General features: G+C 66.1%; 13 protein-coding genes and 2 pseudogenes. 7 read left to right on the top strand and 8 right to left on the bottom strand.

Features of this window, described 5'->3' with window-relative positions:
- Nucleotides 1-50: 50 nt before the first annotated feature.
- Nucleotides 51-1,674, bottom strand: a pseudogene (gene xseA / locus ACVWW1_RS23950) (exodeoxyribonuclease VII large subunit).
- 165 nt (nucleotides 1,675-1,839) lie between these two features.
- On the opposite strand from xseA, the gene purD reads away from it, so the two are divergent.
- Nucleotides 1,840-3,123, top strand: coding sequence for a phosphoribosylamine--glycine ligase (gene purD, locus ACVWW1_RS23945; protein ID WP_456657642.1), 1,284 nt, complete (start codon nucleotides 1,840-1,842; stop codon nucleotides 3,121-3,123).
- Nucleotides 3,124-3,257: 134 nt separating this feature from the next.
- Here purD and ACVWW1_RS23940 read toward each other — a convergent pair whose 3' ends face one another.
- Nucleotides 3,258-4,490 (bottom strand): acyl-CoA dehydrogenase family protein, encoded by a 1,233-nt coding sequence (locus tag ACVWW1_RS23940; RefSeq protein WP_097671618.1) that lies wholly within the window; start codon nucleotides 4,488-4,490, stop codon nucleotides 3,258-3,260.
- Between the two features lie 118 nt (nucleotides 4,491-4,608).
- On the opposite strand from ACVWW1_RS23940, the gene ACVWW1_RS23935 reads away from it, so the two are divergent.
- Complete coding sequence (locus ACVWW1_RS23935) at nucleotides 4,609-5,514, top strand: alpha/beta fold hydrolase (protein WP_456657641.1); 906 nt, start codon at nucleotides 4,609-4,611, stop codon at nucleotides 5,512-5,514.
- Between the two features lie 137 nt (nucleotides 5,515-5,651).
- On the opposite strand, the gene ACVWW1_RS23930 is transcribed toward ACVWW1_RS23935, so the two are convergent.
- The gene (locus ACVWW1_RS23930) at nucleotides 5,652-6,110 is read right to left on the bottom strand and encodes a nucleoside deaminase (RefSeq protein ID WP_173638554.1); all 459 of its coding nucleotides are present in this window, start codon (nucleotides 6,108-6,110) and stop codon (nucleotides 5,652-5,654) included.
- A 129-nt stretch (nucleotides 6,111-6,239) separates the two neighbouring features.
- Here ACVWW1_RS23930 and ACVWW1_RS23925 point away from each other — a divergent pair, with 129 nt between their 5' ends.
- The 4 genes from ACVWW1_RS23925 (at nucleotide 6,240) to ACVWW1_RS23910 (ending at nucleotide 11,116) form a co-directional block, all read left to right on the top strand.
- The gene (locus ACVWW1_RS23925) at nucleotides 6,240-8,408 is read left to right on the top strand and encodes a pseudouridine synthase (RefSeq protein WP_456657640.1); all 2,169 of its coding nucleotides are present in this window, start codon (nucleotides 6,240-6,242) and stop codon (nucleotides 8,406-8,408) included.
- 200 nt (nucleotides 8,409-8,608) lie between these two features.
- Nucleotides 8,609-9,166 carry a 16S rRNA (guanine(966)-N(2))-methyltransferase RsmD gene (rsmD, locus tag ACVWW1_RS23920; RefSeq protein WP_456657639.1) on the top strand — a complete coding sequence of 186 codons (558 nt, stop codon included), beginning with the start codon at nucleotides 8,609-8,611 and terminating at the stop codon, nucleotides 9,164-9,166.
- Between the two features lie 93 nt (nucleotides 9,167-9,259).
- The gene (locus ACVWW1_RS23915; protein ID WP_456657638.1) at nucleotides 9,260-9,877 is read left to right on the top strand and encodes a hypothetical protein; all 618 of its coding nucleotides are present in this window, start codon (nucleotides 9,260-9,262) and stop codon (nucleotides 9,875-9,877) included.
- A 297-nt stretch (nucleotides 9,878-10,174) separates the two neighbouring features.
- Nucleotides 10,175-11,116: an IS110 family RNA-guided transposase gene (locus tag ACVWW1_RS23910; protein WP_456657637.1), complete on the top strand. Its 942-nt coding sequence runs from the start codon at nucleotides 10,175-10,177 to the stop codon at nucleotides 11,114-11,116.
- A 50-nt stretch (nucleotides 11,117-11,166) separates the two neighbouring features.
- Here the strand turns inward: ACVWW1_RS23910 and mutL are convergent, their stop codons facing one another.
- Nucleotides 11,167-12,984 carry a DNA mismatch repair endonuclease MutL gene (mutL, locus tag ACVWW1_RS23905; RefSeq protein ID WP_456657636.1) on the bottom strand — a complete coding sequence of 606 codons (1,818 nt, stop codon included), beginning with the start codon at nucleotides 12,982-12,984 and terminating at the stop codon, nucleotides 11,167-11,169.
- Nucleotides 12,985-13,216: 232 nt separating this feature from the next.
- On the opposite strand from mutL, the gene ACVWW1_RS23900 reads away from it, so the two are divergent.
- Nucleotides 13,217-13,540, top strand: coding sequence for a ribbon-helix-helix domain-containing protein (locus ACVWW1_RS23900; RefSeq protein WP_176529268.1), 324 nt, complete (start codon nucleotides 13,217-13,219; stop codon nucleotides 13,538-13,540).
- Nucleotides 13,541-13,618: 78 nt separating this feature from the next.
- Here the strand turns inward: ACVWW1_RS23900 and ACVWW1_RS23895 are convergent, their stop codons facing one another.
- The 4 genes and pseudogenes from ACVWW1_RS23895 to ACVWW1_RS23880 form a co-directional block, all read right to left on the bottom strand.
- Entirely contained in the window at nucleotides 13,619-15,187 is a 1,569-nt protein-coding gene (locus ACVWW1_RS23895) for a GMC family oxidoreductase (protein ID WP_456657635.1), read from the bottom strand.
- 24 nt (nucleotides 15,188-15,211) lie between these two features.
- On the bottom strand, nucleotides 15,212-15,760 hold the full coding sequence (locus ACVWW1_RS23890) for a gluconate 2-dehydrogenase subunit 3 family protein (protein WP_456657634.1): 549 nt from the start codon (nucleotides 15,758-15,760) through the stop codon (nucleotides 15,212-15,214).
- A gap of 33 nt (nucleotides 15,761-15,793) precedes the next feature.
- Entirely contained in the window at nucleotides 15,794-16,189 is a 396-nt protein-coding gene (locus tag ACVWW1_RS23885; RefSeq protein WP_456657633.1) for a VOC family protein, read from the bottom strand.
- Nucleotides 16,190-16,526: pseudogene (locus ACVWW1_RS23880) on the bottom strand (c-type cytochrome).
- Nucleotides 16,527-16,690: the final 164 nt, after the last annotated feature.

Raw genomic sequence — 16,690 nt, 5'->3', positions numbered from 1 at the left:
CAGAAATTGTCCCTTCTGGGAATCCCGATTCCGGCAAAAAACAACATGCTCTAGAACAGGCGGCCCTGATCGACCGGCTTGGTGACGCGCTTCGGCGCCGCTGGTTTCACCTCGCGCGGCTGCGGCTTCGGCTGGCTCTCGGGCGTCGCCGTCGCCGCGGGCTGATCAGGATTCGTGGTGGCAGCGACGCGGCCGTCGGCGAACTCGATCGACAGGCCGGCGTTCGGGCCGACCGCCGCGGCCGAATGGATCGCGTGTCCCTGCGTATCACGCACCAGCGCAAAGCCGCGCGCCAGCACGCCGCGATAGGACAGCGCCGACAGCAGCTGGCTGCGATGGGCGACGCGCGCCTCGAGCCGCTGCAGCGTCGTCACCAGCGCGCGGCGGGCGCGCTCGGCGAGGCGGTGGGTGCGCTCGAGATCGCGCGCGATCGCGTTGCGCTGGGCCTTCGCGTTGGCGAGCTTGGAGGCCTTGAGCCGGATCTCGAGCCCCGCTGAAGCGTTCGCGCCGGTGATGCAGCAGCGAGCGCGCCGACAGCGCGATGCGTTCGCCCGAGACGGTCAGCCTCTGCCTTGCATGCGCGACCTGGCCGCGCAGCACGCCGATGGTGAGGCGCGAGCTCGACGCGGCGAAACGGCGGAAATGTGCGTGCGTATTGGCCTTCAGCCCGCGCGGCAGCCCGGCTGCGAGATGATCGAGCCGCTGCCGCGGGATCGCCAGCAGTTCGTTCGCCGCCGGCAGCGCACGCGCCGCGGCACGCAGCTCGTTGCGGCGCGCCTCCTGGCCGCGCTGCCAGCACACCATGGTGCGGCGGGCGAGCGCTGTGACCTCGACGAACAGCTCGCTGCGTACGGGCACCGCCATTTCGGCTGCGGCGGTCGGCGTCGGCGCGCGCTTGTCGGCGACGAAGTCGATCAGCGTGATGTCGGTCTCGTGCCCCACTGCCGAGATCAGCGGAATATGGCTCTCGGCCGCGGCGCGGACCACGATCTCCTCGTTGAACGACCACAGGTCCTCCAGCGAGCCGCCGCCGCGCGCAACGATCAACAGATCGGGCCGCGGGATCCGGCCGCCCTCCGGCAGCGCGTTGAAGCCGCGGATCGCGGCCGCGACCTGCTCGGCCGAGCCGTCGCCCTGCACCTTGACCGGCCAGACCAGCACCCGGCGGGGAAAGCGATCCTCGAGGCGATGCAGGATGTCGCGGATCACGGCGCCGGTCGGCGAGGTGACGACACCGATCACTTCGGGCAGCCAGGGCAACAGCTGCTTGCGGGCCTCGTCGAACAGGCCCTCGGCCGCGAGCTTCTTCTTGCGCTCCTCCATCAGCGCCATCAGCGCGCCGACGCCGGCCGGCTCCAGCGAATCGATGACGATCTGGTACTTCGAGGAGTTCGGATAGGTGGTCAGCTTGCCGGTGGCGATGACCTCGAGCCCTTCCTGGGGCTTGAAGCGCATCCGGGCGTGGGCAAACTTCCAGATCACCGCCTCGATCTTGGCGCTCTCGTCCTTCAGGGCGAAATAGCAGTGGCCGGAGGAGTGCGGCCCGCGGAAGCCGGAGATCTCGCCGCGGACGCGGACATGGCCGAAGCGGTCCTCCACCGTCCGCTTCAGGGCGGAGGAGAGTTCCGAGACGGTGAATTCGGGCGCGTTGACGAGATTCGGAGCAGCGGTCATCTGGCCTATAGAATCGGGGTTTTCGACCCCGTGTGCAAGGTCCGGACGCCTCGTTTCAAGCGTCGAATCACATATCCACATCTGATCGAACCGCTGGTTGCTGCGGTCCGGGAGCGTGCTAAACCGGACGAAACGGCGTTACAACCCCTCTAATCGGCGACACAGATGAACATCCTCCTGCTCGGTTCCGGCGGCCGCGAACATGCGCTGGCGTGGAAGATCGCCGCATCTCCGCTGGTGACGAAACTCTGGTGCGCGCCGGGCAATGCCGGGATCGCGCGCGAGGCCGAGTGCATCGCGCTCGATGTCGCCGACCATGCCGCGGTGATCGAATTCTGCCGGCGCAATACGGTCGATCTGGTGGTGGTCGGTCCGGAGACGCCGCTCGCCGCCGGCATCGTCGATGATCTCGCCGCCGTCGGCATCAAGGCGTTCGGGCCGAGCAAGCAGGCCGCGCAGCTCGAGGGCTCCAAGGGCTTTACGAAGGACCTCTGCAGCGAGTTCAACATTCCGACCGGCGCCTATCGCCGCTTCGACAATGCGAAGGACGCGGTGGCCTATGTCCGCGCCCAGGGCGCACCGATCGTGGTCAAGGCCGATGGGCTCGCCGCCGGCAAGGGTGTCGTGGTGGCGCAGACCTTGCTCGAGGCGGAAGCCGCTGTTGCGATGATGTTCGAGGGCGCATTCGGCTCGGCCGGCGCCGAGGTCGTGATCGAGGAATTTTTGTCGGGCCGCGAGATCAGCTTCTTCGCGCTGTGCGATGGCGAGACCGCAATTCCGCTGGCCTCAGCGCAGGACCACAAGCGGGTGTTCGATCACGACAAGGGCCCGAACACCGGCGGCATGGGCGCCTATTCGCCGACGCCGTTCGTGACGCCTGAGGTGCACGACCAGATCATGGCGCGGATCATCCTGCCGACGGTGGCCGGGATGAAGCGCCGCGGCACGCCGTTCAAGGGTGTGCTTTATGCCGGCGTGATGCTGACCGCGCAGGGCCCAAAGCTGTTCGAATACAATGTCCGCTTCGGCGATCCCGAGTGCCAGGTGCTGATGCTGCGGATGATGTCGGACATCGTGCCGGCCTTCCTTGCCTCCTGCGACGGCCAACTGAGGAATTTCGATCTGCGCTGGTACCCGGACCCGGCGCTGACGGTGGTGATGGCGGCCAAGGGCTATCCCGGCGACTACATCAAGGGCACGCGCATCGATGGCCTCGATGACGCCGCCAAGGTCGACGGCGTCGAGATCTTCCACGCCGGCACCGTAGCGAAGGATGGCGCAATCCTTGCCAACGGCGGTCGGGTGCTGAACGTCTGCGCGATGGGCAAGACGGTCACCGAGGCGCGCGACCGCGCCTATCAGGCCGTCGATCGCATCAAATGGCCGGAGGGATTCTGCCGGCGCGACATCGCCTGGCAGGCGGTGGAGGCGGAAAAGCCGACGGGCTAGCTCGCGCCGCACTTTTCGCTCGTCATGCGCGGGCTTGATCCGCGCATCCATCGCCTTCGAGAAAGTCCCTTCGTGAGATGGATTGCCGGGTCAAGCCCGGCAATGACGATGGGTGTGTGGGACGCCGCTGCCGACTACAGCAAATCCCCACCCGCCGCGCTCGCGGTGGTGCCGTGCTCGCGGAACGCCTTGATGACGTTCTTGCCGATCTTCCATTTGTGCACTTCGTCGGGACCATCGACCAGCCGCTGCGAGCGCACCTGGGTGTACCATTTCGCCAGCGGCGTATCCTGGCTGAAGCCGAGCGCGCCATGGAGCTGGATCGCGGTGTCGATCACCTTGTGCACCATGTGGGCGTGGAAGATCTTGGCGATCGAGTTCTCCTGGCGGATGTCGAGGCCCTTCTCCGCCTTGTAGGCGATGTGCAGCAGCATCAGCCGGCCGATATAGAGCTCGCTCGCGCAATCGGCGAGCATGAACTGCACCGCCTGGCGGTCGGCCAGCAACTGGCCGAAGGTCGAGCGCTTGGTGACGTGAGCGGCCGCCATGTCGAGCGCGCGCTGTGCCTTGGCGACGTTGTGCATGCCGTGGCGCAGCCGGCCGTAGGCGAGGCGGTGCTGGCCCATGTTGAAGCCGTTGCCCTCGCCGCCGAGCAAATTGTCGGCCGGCACCTTCAGATCCTTGATCTCGATCTCGGAGTGGCCGCCGTGGATCACGTCATCGTGCGGGCCCTCGATCGCCATGTTGGCGACGTTGCGCTTGATGCGGTAGCCGGGGTTGGGCAGCTCGACGATGAAGGTCGAATACTGCTTGTGGCGCGGCGCGTTCGGATCGGTCTTCGCCATGACAAGCGCCATGTCGGCGACGCTGGCCGACGAGGAGAACCATTTCTCGCCGTTGAGGATGTAGTTCTCGTTGCCGTCCTTGACGGCCGTGGTCTGCATGCCGGTGGCGTCGGCGCCGGCGGCCTTCTCGGTCATCGAGAAGCAGATCCGCTTCTCGCCGTTCAGCAGGGGCTTGAGGAATTTCTCCTTCTGGTACTCGGTGCCGTGCGCCAGGATCGTCATCATCGAGGCGTCGTCCGGCCCCTGCGTGTTCATCGAGAGCGCGCCGAGCATGCTCTCACCGAGCTCCATTTGCACCAGCGCATTCGCGAGCGGGCCGAGGCCCATACCGCCATACTCCTTCGGCACGAAGGGGCACCACAGGCCCTGCGCGCGGGCCTTCTTGCGCAGCGGCGCCAGCACCTCGGCAAGCGGCTTGGTGTCGAGTTCCTTTTCTGCCGGAATGCACTCGTCGTGCACGAATTTGCGGACCTTCTCGCGGATCGCCTTGGCTTCAGCGGGAATCTCGAAATCGATCGACATGGCACTTCCTCGTTTCGTGTTGTTGTTGGTTGGGCTCGAGGATGGCATAAACCTCGCCTGCCAGCGGCAACGCCGAACAAAGTTTGAAGCACGGCGCACGCGACCGGGGGAGCCACCGATGCCTGATCTCGCTGATCTTTTTCCCGGCTATGAATCCAAATGGATCAACACCTCGCAGGGCCGCATCTTCGCCCGCGTCGGCGGCAAGGGGCCGCCGCTGCTGTTGCTGCACGGGTTTTCCTCGACGCATGTGATGTGGCACACGGTCGCGCCGAAGCTTGACGACACATTCACGCTGATCATCGCCGACCTGCCGGGCTACGGCTGGTCCGACATGCCCGACAGCGACAAGGACCATACGCCGTACACCAAGCGGGCCTGGGCGAAGACCATGGTCGAGGCGATGGAGCAGCTCGGCCATGTGCATTTCGCACTCGCCGGTCATGACCGCGGCGGCCGCGTCTCATACCGGCTCGCGCTCGATCATCCCGGCCGGCTGTCGAAGCTCGCCGTGCTCGATATCGCGCCGACCTATGACTACTGGCAGAAGCTCAATCGGCTTTCGGCGCTCAAGATCTACCACTGGGCGTTCCTGGCGCAGCCCTATCCGCTGCCGGAGACGCTGATCTCCAACAATGGCGAATTCTTCCTCAAGGAGAAGATGGCGAGCCAGACCAGGACCAAGACGCTGGAGGCGATCGATCCGCGCGCGCTCGCGCATTACCTTGCGCCGTTCCGCGATCCCGCCCGCATTCATGCGATGTGCGAGGACTACCGCGCCGGCGCCTATGCCGACTACGAGATCGACAAGGCCGACGTCGATGCCGGCAGGAAGATCACGATCCCGATGCTGGCATTGTGGGGCGATGCCGGCGTTGCCAGCGCGGCAACCACGCCGCTCGACACCTGGAAGAACTGGGCGACCAATGTCAGCGGCGCGCCGGTGGCGTCGGGGCATTTCCTGCCCGAGGAGGCGCCGGACGCGACGGCGAAGTTGCTGCGGGAGTTTTTCCTGGCGGGGTGATGTAGTTTTTGTCCCGTCATCCTGAGGAGCGCGGAACGCGCGTCTCGAAGGATCGACGGCCACCGGCCGGGCCGATTCATCCTTCGAGGCGCGCGTTCCGCGCTCCTCAGGATGACGGATCTACATTCGCAGGATGTCTACCGCCGCTCCCGGAAAAACTCGCGCAGGAGGCGCGCGGACTCGGTCTCGCCGACGGCGCCGTAGACCTCCGGGACGTGGTGGCAGGTCGGCTGTGCGAAGAACCGCACGCCTGACTCGACGGCGCCGCCCTTGGGGTCGGCGGCGCCGTAATACAGCCGGCGGATGCGGGCCAAGGATATCGCGCCGGCGCACATGGTGCAGGGCTCCAGCGTCACGTAGAGGTCGCAATCGACCAGCCGCTCGGTGCCGATGGCCTCGGCGGCCTGCCGGATCGCCAGGACTTCGGCATGGGCGGTCGGATCGCGATCGGTGAGGGTGCGATTGCTGGCGGTGGCGATGATCTCGTAACCCCGGACAATCACGCATCCGATCGGAACTTCGCCGGCTTTTCCGGCATTTTCGGCCGTTTTCAGCGCCAAATCCATGAAAGAAGGGGCTGACATGCCTCGTATCATCGGAAGAAACCTGCTAGTAGCTTCGCCTTCAGCAAAAGTGGATGCCGGTTTTGCGTCAAATGCGCTGCCAACAGGGCGCGTACGCCCGGCTGCCCTTGCACCCCAATTGAACGTCCAGCGAGATTATTCATGCCCCGCGACAGCGACAAAAACAACGATTCCCGCGGCCGGCGTGATCGGCCCGGCGGTGGCCAGGGCCGCGCCGGCGACGGAAAAGGCCGCGCCGGCGGTGGCAAGGGCCGCTCCGGCGCCGCCCGTGGACCGGACAAGAAATTCGCCAAGCGCGGCTTTGACGACAAGAAGTTTGCCGGCAAGGCCGATGGCGAGAAGCGGCCCTATCGCGGCGATCGCGAGGACCGTCCGCCGCGCCGCGAGTTCGGCGACAAGCCGAGGTTCAATCGCGATGATGCCCGTGGCGATCGGCCATTCCGCGATCGTCCGGCCCGAGACGGCGATGGCGAGAAGCGCACGTTCAAGCCGCGCGGCGACCGGCCGAGATTTGATCGCGGCGGGGATGGCGAAAAGCGTTCGTTCAAGCCGCGCGAAGACCGCGGGGGCGAAAAGCGGTCCTACACGCCCCGCGGCGACCGTCCGAACTTCAATCGCGACGATCGCCCGCCGCGGCGCGATCGCGATGATGCGCGCCCGGCGGGGCGGTCTTCCGATCGGAAGTTCGGCGACAGGAAGCCTTACGCGCCGCGCGAACGTGACGGCGAGAAGCGGCCCTATACGCCGCGTGGCGAGCGATCGTTCGGCGACCGTCCTTCGCGCGATGGCGACCGGCCCGCACGGAAATTCGGTGGCGACAGCAAGTTCAAGCGCGGTGCGGGGGATCGCGGCGATCGGGGCCCGCGCAAGGACTTTGGCGACCGGCCGCCGCGCGGCGAATCCAAGCCGTGGCAGAAGCGCGAGGGCGGCTCCGATCGTCCGGAGCGTGGTTCGCGTCCGTTCCGCGACGGCCCGCGCAATTTCGACAAGCCGCGCTACGACAGGCCGCGCGACGATCGCGGCGGCGGCGAGCGGCCGCGGTTCTCGCGCTCCCGCGACGATCGCGAGCAGGGCGATCGCCATGATCGGCCGAAGTTCAGCCGGCCGCGCTGGGGTCGTGACGACGAAGCCGGCGATCGCCACCGCGAGCGCCCCGAAGGCCGTACCGACTGGCAGGAGCATCCGCGCAGCGAAGGCCGTTTCGGAGATCGGCCGCGCCGCGAGAATGAGGACGACAGCAAGGTCTTTGCCAAGCGCCCGGCGTTCGGTGGCCGCGGTGCCTATCGCGAACGTGCCTTTGATGACCGCCGCGAGCGTCCCGAGCCGAAGCCGAAGAAGGCGGGCGAACGCATTGCCAAGGTGCTGGCGCGCGCCGGCCTCGCCTCGCGCCGTGATGCCGAGGAGATCGTCACCCAGGGCCGCGTCACCGTCAACGGACGCGTGATCAACTCGCCGGCGCTCGACATCACCGAGAACGATGTCGTGGCGGTCGACGGCAAGCCGCTGCCGCCGCGCGAGCGGACGCGGCTGTTCATGTATCACAAGCCGCGCGGGCTGATGACGACGCATGCCGACCCCGAGGGACGGCCGACCGTGTTCGACAATCTGCCCGAGGGCCTGCCGCGGCTGATCTCGATCGGCCGGCTCGATTTCAACACCGAGGGCCTGCTGCTGCTCACCAATGACGGCGGCCTGGCGCGGACGCTGGAGCATCCCGACACCGGATGGCTGCGGCGCTACCGCGTGCGCGCGCATGGCGAGGTGACGCAGGGCCAGCTCGACCAGCTCAAGGACGGCGTCGAGGTCGACGGCGTCAAATACGGACCGATCGACGCGACGCTGGAGCGCGACCAGAGCGCCAACGTCTGGGTGGTGTTCGCGATCCGCGAGGGCAAGAACCGCGAGGTGCGCAACGTGATGGCGCATCTCGGGCTCGAGGTGAACCGGCTGATCCGGATCTCCTACGGCCCGTTCCAGCTCGGCGAGCTCGAGGAGGGCAAGGTCGAGGAGGTCAAGACGCGGGTGCTGCGCGAGCAGCTCGGCGAGAAGATCGCCAAGGTCGCAGGTGCGGACTTCACGCGGCCGGAGCAGCGTGACGCCGCCGACGGCGACGATGCGCCCGCCAGGAAGCCGAAGCCCAGCAAGCGCGAAACGATCAATGACCGCAAGGGCCGCCGCGTGCTGGTGCAGCGCACCGGCAGCGAGGAAGCCCGCGCCCGCAACGAGGACGAGGCCAACGGCTACGGCCCGCCGCGCCGCCCCAAGCGCGGCTATCACGGCAAGCGCGATCTCACGCCGAAGGATGAGTAGGGGCGTCGCGACGATGGATAAGTCGTGTTCGTTCGCTACGACGCGATCAACGCTCTCTCCGTTCCCTCCCCCCTTGTGGGGGAGGGGCAGGGAGGGGGTGCCACACGGGCAGTCTGCCCGTGGGGCACCCCCTTCCCCAACCCCTCCCCACAAGGGGGAGGGGAGCCGACTACCCGTGCCGAAGCAGTGAGGGCATTCTGATGCGCGTCGTCGGGGGCAGGCTGAAGGGCCGCAATCTCGCGTCGCCGTCGGGCCGCGAGATCCGTCCGACCGCGGACCGCCTGCGCGAGTCCGTGTTCAACATCCTGATCCACGCCTACGACAATCCGATTGAGGATGCGCGCGTGCTCGACCTGTTTGCCGGCACCGGTGCGCTCGGCATCGAGGCGTCCTCGCGCGGCGCCAAGTTCACGCTGTTCGTCGACAATGGCGCCGAGGCGCGGGCGCTGCTGCGCAACAATGTCGAGTCGCTCGGCCTTGGCGGGACGACCAAAGTCTATCGCCGCGATGCCACCGATCTCGGACCGGCGCATCCGGTCGAACCGTTCTCGCTGGTGTTTCTCGATCCGCCCTATGGCAAGGGGCTCGCCGACAAGGCGCTCGCCTCGCTGCGCGACGGCGGCTGGCTGACGCCGGGCGCGCTGCTCGTGGTGGAGGAGGCGAAGGCCGCGGCGTTCGCGGCGCCCGCGGGGTTCGAGGAGCTCGAGCGGCGTGCGTATGACGACACCGAGTTCGTGTTCCTTCGCGAAAAAGTGTAGAGCCCGTTGGTGTCAGCGTCATCCGCTGACTTTATGCTGGTTGCGCCTTCTTCACCCCGAGACTGATTCAACATCGCTTGCGGAGCGCGCACCATGGCCGACACTCTTGCCGGGCTGGCCGATCAGCTGGAGACGCAGGTCAAGGCGTTGCGCGGTACGGGTGATGACGCAGCGCTGCTCGCAGCCGCACGCGACGCCGCCGACCAGATCGAGCGCCATCGCGGCGCGCAGCATGGTGACGCGCGTGAAGCGCTCATGATGGTTCAGCGGTGGACGTTCAACGCGGCTGCCGATTGCTGGCCGGGCTGGAGCGTTTCCGACAAGCCGATCAGCCCCGACAATCTGCTGGCCGCGCGCGAGCTTGCAGAACGCTCGCTCGGGCTGGTGCGGACCCTGGAGCTCGGACCTCTGCGCGAGGCAACGGGCGTCTGGATGGTGGGGGCGTTCGATCTGGCGCTCGGCCGATACGACGAGGCCTCGCAGCTCTTCCGCGAGGCGCACGAGCAATATGTTGCCGCGAATGCGCCGGGTCTGGTGCTGCTGACGGAGGGCTATGCTGCGATTGCGCGGCAGGTCGGCAAGCACGCAGCCGATGGTGACGATCTCGATCAGGTGTATAAGCGGATCGCGGCAGGCGGGTTCGAGGACGGCGATGAATGGATCGCGCAGTTGCGCACCGCGCTGGAGGTGTTCGCGCGATCGGTTTCGTAGGATGCCCTGATCTGTCGTCCCTGCCTAGTGCGCAATTGCGCACGGGAGCAGGGACCCATAACCACAAATGTGCATTTTGGAAGCGCGTTGTGGCCCCAACTTCTCTCGACCCAGACATCGGAGCTTATGGGTCCCTGTGTCTGGAAAGTCTGCCATGATGGCGGTGGGCGGGAAGCCGTTGGGTCCTTGGCGCTTGACGCCGTGAGCCGCGGCTCGGTCCCCCGCCCGTTCCATCTATCAACCTGAACAGTTGCACGAGGCTGCGCCAACAGACCTCGCATCACAGGGACAGGCACCGTGATCCTAGCTCTTCGTTGCGTCGGAATCGACGTCTCCAAACACCATCTCGATATTTTTGATGAAGCCGTAGGCGTGCCGGAGCGCATCGCCAACGCGACACAGGCCATCACACAGCTGGTGGCGCGTTGGCGATGCGATGCGCTGGTGGTCTTTGAGGCCACGGGTGTCTACGACCTCGCGCTTCGCGAGGCGCTGCGTCAGGCCGGCATCTGCTTTGCCCGGATCAATCCGGCTCGTGCCCGCGACTTTGCCCGTGCCGGCGGCCAGCTCGCCAAGACCGATCCGATTGACGCGCGAATGCTGGCGGCCTTTGGGCGTGCCATGCAGCCTGCCACCGAGCAGGCCGCGACGGCCGCCCGCAACGCATTGGCGAGGCTCGCAAAACGGCGGGACCAACTGGTCGCCATGCGAGCCCAGGAAAAGAACCGCCGCAGCGAGGCCGAGGACCTCGCCATGGCCGAACGCATCGGCCGCCTCATCGAGGTCCTCAATGATGAGATCGTCGAGATCGAAGCCGAGATCAGCGCGCTCGTCAAAGCCGAGCCGGAGCTCGCGGACGATGCACAGCTGATGCGCTCCCTGCCCGGTGTGGGACCCGTCGCCTGCATGCAACTCATCACCCAGATGCCGGAACTCGGACATGTCGGGCCAAAGGAGGTGGCCGCTCTTGCGGGCCTAGCTCCCTTCAACGTTGATAGCGGGGCTTATCGTGGCAAGCGCAGGATCGGCGGCGGACGAAAGCGCGTCCGTGACGCCCTCTACATGGCCGCCCTCAACGCCGTTCGCCGCGCTGGTCGCTTCAAGGTCTTTTACGACCGGCTGCGCCAGGCCGGCAAACCGGCCAAGCTCGCCCTCATTGCTGTCGCCAGGAAGCTGCTGACCATCCTCAATGCCATGATGCGCGACCGAAAACCCTACAAGATCGCTCCATCAACATAACAGTTGCCGGGTCGCGCTTCGCTTGCCCGGGACGACGGAATGTGCGGCGGTTATCTCCGCCCGAACAGCTTCTCGATATCGCTCAGCTTCAATTCGACATAGGTCGGGCGGCCGTGGTTGCACTGGCCGGAGTTCGGCGTGTCTTCCATCTCGCGGAGCAGCGCGTTCATTTCTTCCGGCTTGAGGCGTCTCCCGGCGCGGACCGAGCCGTGGCAGGCCATGGTGGCGGCGACATGCATCAGCCGGCGCTCCAGCGGCAGCGCCTCGTCCCACTCGGCCATATGTTCTGCGAGGTCGCGCAGCAGCCCGGCCGCATTGGCCTTGCCGAGCAGAGAGGGCGTCTCGCGCACGGCGACCGCACCGGGACCGAAGGACTCGATCGCGAGCCCGAACGATGCCAGTTCCTCGGCGCGATCGAGCAGCTTTTCGACAGTCGCCTCATCGAGCTCGACGATCTCCGGGATCAAGAGGATCTGCCGCTGCACGCCGTTCTTCGCCAGCGAGGCCTTCAGTCTCTCGTAGACGATGCGCTCATGCGCCGCGTGCTGGTCCACCACGATCAGGCCGTCGCGGGTCTGCGAGACGATGTAGGTCTCGTGGATCTGGGTGCGCGCAGCGCCGAGCGGCCGGTCGAGCAGATCGGGCGCGGCCGCCGCCTCGAAGCGGACATCGGCGGTCGGCGTGCCGACGTCGAAGGCGGCCTGCCCGGGCTCGGCGAAGGCCGGCGCCGCCGCGCCTTCGAACGCGCGCAGCGGATTGACCGGATAGGACGGCGAGCTGCGCCAGTCCCAATTGCTTGGGCGCGCCGGCGTGAAGGCGGGTCGGAACGCCGAGAGCGCGGCGCCATCGGCGGTGTTGGCCGCGGTGCGCTTGCCCTCGCGCGCAAGGCCATCCTTCAGAGCGTGCACGATCAGCGCGCGCACCAGGCCGGCATTGCGAAAGCGCACCTCGGTCTTGGCCGGATGCACATTGGCGTCGACCTGTTGCGGGTCGCAGGTCACGAACAGCGCCACGACCGGATGGCGGTCGCGCGGCAGATAGTCGGAATAGGCCGCGCGCACCGCGCCGAGGATCAGCTTGTCGCGCACCGGGCGGCCGTTGACGAACAGATATTGCCCGAGCGCGTTGGCGCGGGTCAGCGACGGCGCGGCGGCAAAGCCCTCGACCACGACGCCTTCGCGCTCGGATCGGACCTCGATCGCGCTGGCTCGGAAATCCGCGCCCAGGATATCGCCGAGCCGGGTCAGCCGGCCGGCCGCGCCGGGCAGCGCGGCGGCCCAGGTGACCGGAGCACGCTCTTCGCCGGCCAGCGTGAAGGCGATGTCGGGGCGCGCCATGCCGAGGCGCCGCACCACCTCGCGGATCGCCTCCGCCTCGGTGCGGTCGGTCTTGAGGAATTTCAGCCGCGCCGGCGTTGCGTAGAAGAGTTCGTTGACCTCGACGCGGGTGCCCTGCCCGAGCGCAGCCGGCATGACCTCCGACTTCTCGCCGCCCTCGACCGCCAGCGACCAGGCATGCGGTTCGCTGGCATGGCGCGTGGTGATGCCGAGCTTCGCGACCGCGCCGATCGACGGCAGCGCCTCGCCGCGGAACCCGAGCGTGCGGATGCGCAAGAGGTCCTCGTCGTCGAGCTTGGAGGTGGCGTGGCGATCGACCGCAAGCGCGAGGTCGGTGCGCGTCATGCCGCCGCCGTCGTCGGTGATGCCGATCCGCCGCCGCCCGCCGCCGTCGGTGAATACGTCGATCCGGCTCGCGCCGGCGTCGATTGCGTTCTCGACCAGTTCCTTGACGACGCTCGCAGGGCGTTCGACCACTTCGCCGGCGGCGATGCGGTTGACGAGCTGTTCGGGAAGCTGGCGGACGGGCATGGGTTGAACGTTGGGAAAGCGATTCGAGGCTTGCGGTTACTATAAGTCGCCGCGCCGGCAAATGCATGGGAGGGCTGGGCCCATCGGCCGCACGTTGGGGATGATTCCGGCCTATCGCCTTGAAGACGCTCGTCTTCGGCGTCCGGTCCGTTACCCCCTACGTCGCGATTGTGGGGCTGCACGCACAGGTATATCGTTTAGAAAAATTATAAGTTCTCGCCGGAGGAACGCCATGTGCCATCTTTTCGCGCACCAGCCGCAGCGTGACTATGAATCGCAGACCCGTTCGTTGCGGATCGACGGCCATTGCACCTCGATCCGGCTGGAAATGTCGTTCTGGGATACGCTGGAGGAAATCGCGGCCAAGGAAGGCATGACCTTGGCCAAGTTCCTCACCACCCTGCACAACGAGGTGCTCGACCATCATGGCGAGGTGAACAATTTTGCCTCGCTGCTGCGCTGCTCCTGCCTGATTTACCGCGCCAAGGCCAATGCGCCGGCTGTCGTCCCGGACTATCGTCCGGCGGCTGCGGCGATCATGGATGCGGCGGAATAGAATTTCCGCCCATCCGTTGCGCAAAAGAAAAGCGGCCTTTGTCCGAATTGGACAAGGGCCGCTTCAGTTAGAGGGACCCTAGATCTCCTTGCGCTGCATTGCGCCGGCGATCGTGTCGGCCTGCCGGATCGCCAGTGACACGATCGTCAGCGTCGGGTTGCACGCCGCTCCGCTCGTGAACTGGCTGCCGTCGGAGACGAACAGGTTCTTGATGTCGTGGGTCTGGCCGAACTTGTTGACCACGCCATCGCGCGGCTTCTCGCTCATCCGGTTGGTGCCCATGTTGTGGGTCGAGGGATAGGGCGGCGTCGGATAGGTCACGGTGGCGCCGACCGCCTCATAGACCGCGGCGCCCTGCTTGTAGGCGTGATCGCGCATCGCGACGTCGTTCGGATGATCGTCGAAATGCACGCTTGCGACCGGCATGCCGAACTTGTCCTTGATCTTCGGATCCAGCGTGACACGGTTGGTCTCCTGCGGCATGTCCTCGCCGACCAGCCACATGCCGGCCATCCGCGGATAGCCCTCGATCGCGCTGGTGAAGCTGCGTCCCCAGGCGCCGGGATTGAGGAACGCCGCCATGAAGGGCAGGCCGAGCGACAGCGTCTCCATCTCGTAGCCGCCGACGAAGCCGCGGCTCGGATTGTTCTTCGCCTCGTCGCGGATGATGCCGGCCATCGTGGTGCCGCGATACATGTGCACGGATTTTTCGAAGCTCGCATACACGCTGCCGGTCATGTGCCGCATATAGTTGCGGCCGACCTGGCCCGACGAATTGGCGAGCCCGTCCGGGAACATGCTGGAGGCGCTGTTGAGCAAGAGCCTCGGGCTCTCGATCGAGTTGCCGGCGACCGCAACCACGCGGGCCTTCTGGCGCTGCATCGCGCCGGTCGCATCGGCATAGACCACGCCGATGACCTTGCCGGACTGGTCATGCTCGATCTTGATCACCATGCTGCCGGGGCGCACTTCGAGATTTCCGGTGGCTTCGCCCTTCGGGATCTCGGTGTAAAGCGTCGACCATTTGGCGCCCGACTTGCAGCCCTGGAAGCAAAAGCCGATCTGCTGGCAGGAGCCGCGGCCGTCGCGCGGCTCGCTGTTGATCGCCATCCGCCCGGTGTGCACTTCCTTGTAGCCGAGCTTCTTGGCGCCGGCCTCCATCACCTTGAAGTTATTGTTGCCAGGCAGCCCGGGGATGCCGTTGGTGCGGGTGACGCCCATCTTGTCCTCGGCCTTGGCGTACCAAGGCTCCATCTCGGCGAGCGTGATCGGCCAGTCCAGCAGGTTGGCGCCGGGGATGCCGCCATAGGCCGACTTGATCTTGAACTCGTGCTCGTCGAAGCGCAGCGAGGCGCCGGCCCAATGCGTGGTCGAGCCGCCGACCGCCTTCACGATCCAGGCCGGAAGGCCCGGAAAATCCTGGTGGACGCGCCAGCTTCCTGAGGTCGAGCGCGCGTCGGACCAGGCGAGCTGCGTGAAGCTGTCCCATTCATCGTTGATGAAGTCCTGGTTCTCGATGCGCGGTCCGGCTTCGAGGATCACGACCTTGACGCCCTTCTGCGCCAGCTCATTGCCGAGCGTTCCGCCGCCGGCACCGGAGCCGACGATCACGACAACGCCGCTGTCATTCAGATCGAATTTTGCCATTGTGTCCTCCTGGGCGTTGTCCGTTCAAGCCTTCGGCAGCCAGTCGATGTCGGCGAAGCCGCGCTTGATGTAACCACCATGCTCGGCGGAGGAGCCCTCGTAGCCGAACCGCGGCCACACCTCCTTGTTGTTGTAGAGCGAGACGATGAGGTCGCCGCGGATCTTCTGGAAGAACGCGCTTTGCTCGATCTGCTGCAGCAACGCGACGCGATCGTTCTCCCAGGCGACCTGGACATAAGGCATCTTGTGGCGGTCGTTGGCCGCCTGATCGAGTCTCGCGACGCCCTCATTGATCAGTGATTTCACCGCTGGATCCTTGGCGGCCTTGTCATCCCACGGCTTCACTGCGGTGATGTAGTAGCTGTCGCCGAGGAAATCGTGCGGATAGATGTCGCGCGCCACCTTCAGCAGCGTCTTCATCGTGGCCGGCGTCAGCGTGCCCGCCTCATCGGCCCACGCATCGGTGATGCCAAGCCCGGTCGATGTCGCAATCGCGACCGCCGGTGCGGTAGCAGCCGCGCCTTTGAGGAACACACGCCGGTCATATTTGCTGCGTCGATCGATTTCTCTCATGGGTTTCCTCCGTAATTTTATTTTGCAATTGGATTAGCCGAAGCGCCCGCCGCGCTGGATCACCTCGATCTTGTAGCCGTCGGGATCGGAGACGAAGAAGAAACGCGCCAGCGTCTTGCCGTCATGCTGGAAGTCGCGCAGCGGCCCGGGCGACAGTTTCTCCTTCTCGAAACGCGCATGCTCGGCATCGAGGTCATCGACGACGACAGCGAGATGGCCGTAGCCGTCGCCGAGCGTGTAGGGCTCCTTGCGGTCGAAATTGACCGTGAGCTCGACCTCGAAGGGCGAGGAGGGATGGCGCAGATAGATCAGCGCGAAGTCGGGAAATCGCAGATTGTCCGCGATCTCGAGCCCGAACGCGCGCTTGTAGAAGTCGAGCGCCTTGGCCTCGTCGAACACGCGGATCATCGAATGCACGGGTTTCGCCATTCAGTTCAGCTCCTTCAGATAGGCGATGATCATGGCGCGGGTTTCCGGCTTGGCCTGCCGGTAGGCCATCACGGCGCCTGGGATCACCTCTTGCGGATTGGTCAGCCAGGCATCGAGCCTTGCGTCGTCCCAGACGAAATCCGCTCCGGCGAAGCCCGCGGAATATTTGAAGCCGTCAGCCTTGCCGGCATGGCGGCCGACGACCTTGTAGAGCGACGGTCCTTGCCGGACCGGATCCGAAATGTTGGTCGTGTGGCAGGTCGCGCATTGCTGCTTGAACAGCGTCGCCCCGTTCGGGCGGCTTGGCGGCAGGCAACGGTATTTGCGCAGACGTCATTTGCACTGCAAACATCGCGCTGCAAAATCCCAGCGCCAACGTCCACCTCGCGCGCAGCTTTGTCATATACATCACCGCCTCTGTGCGCTGACTGTAGGAGGCTGAAATCGGCCGTTGGTAGTAGCGGGCTGTTTCACAGCAGAACAAAGCTGGGCGGCGATCTG

Source organism: Bradyrhizobium sp. JR3.5, from assembly GCF_054057015.1.
This window is presented reverse-complemented; position numbering and strand designations above follow the sequence as displayed.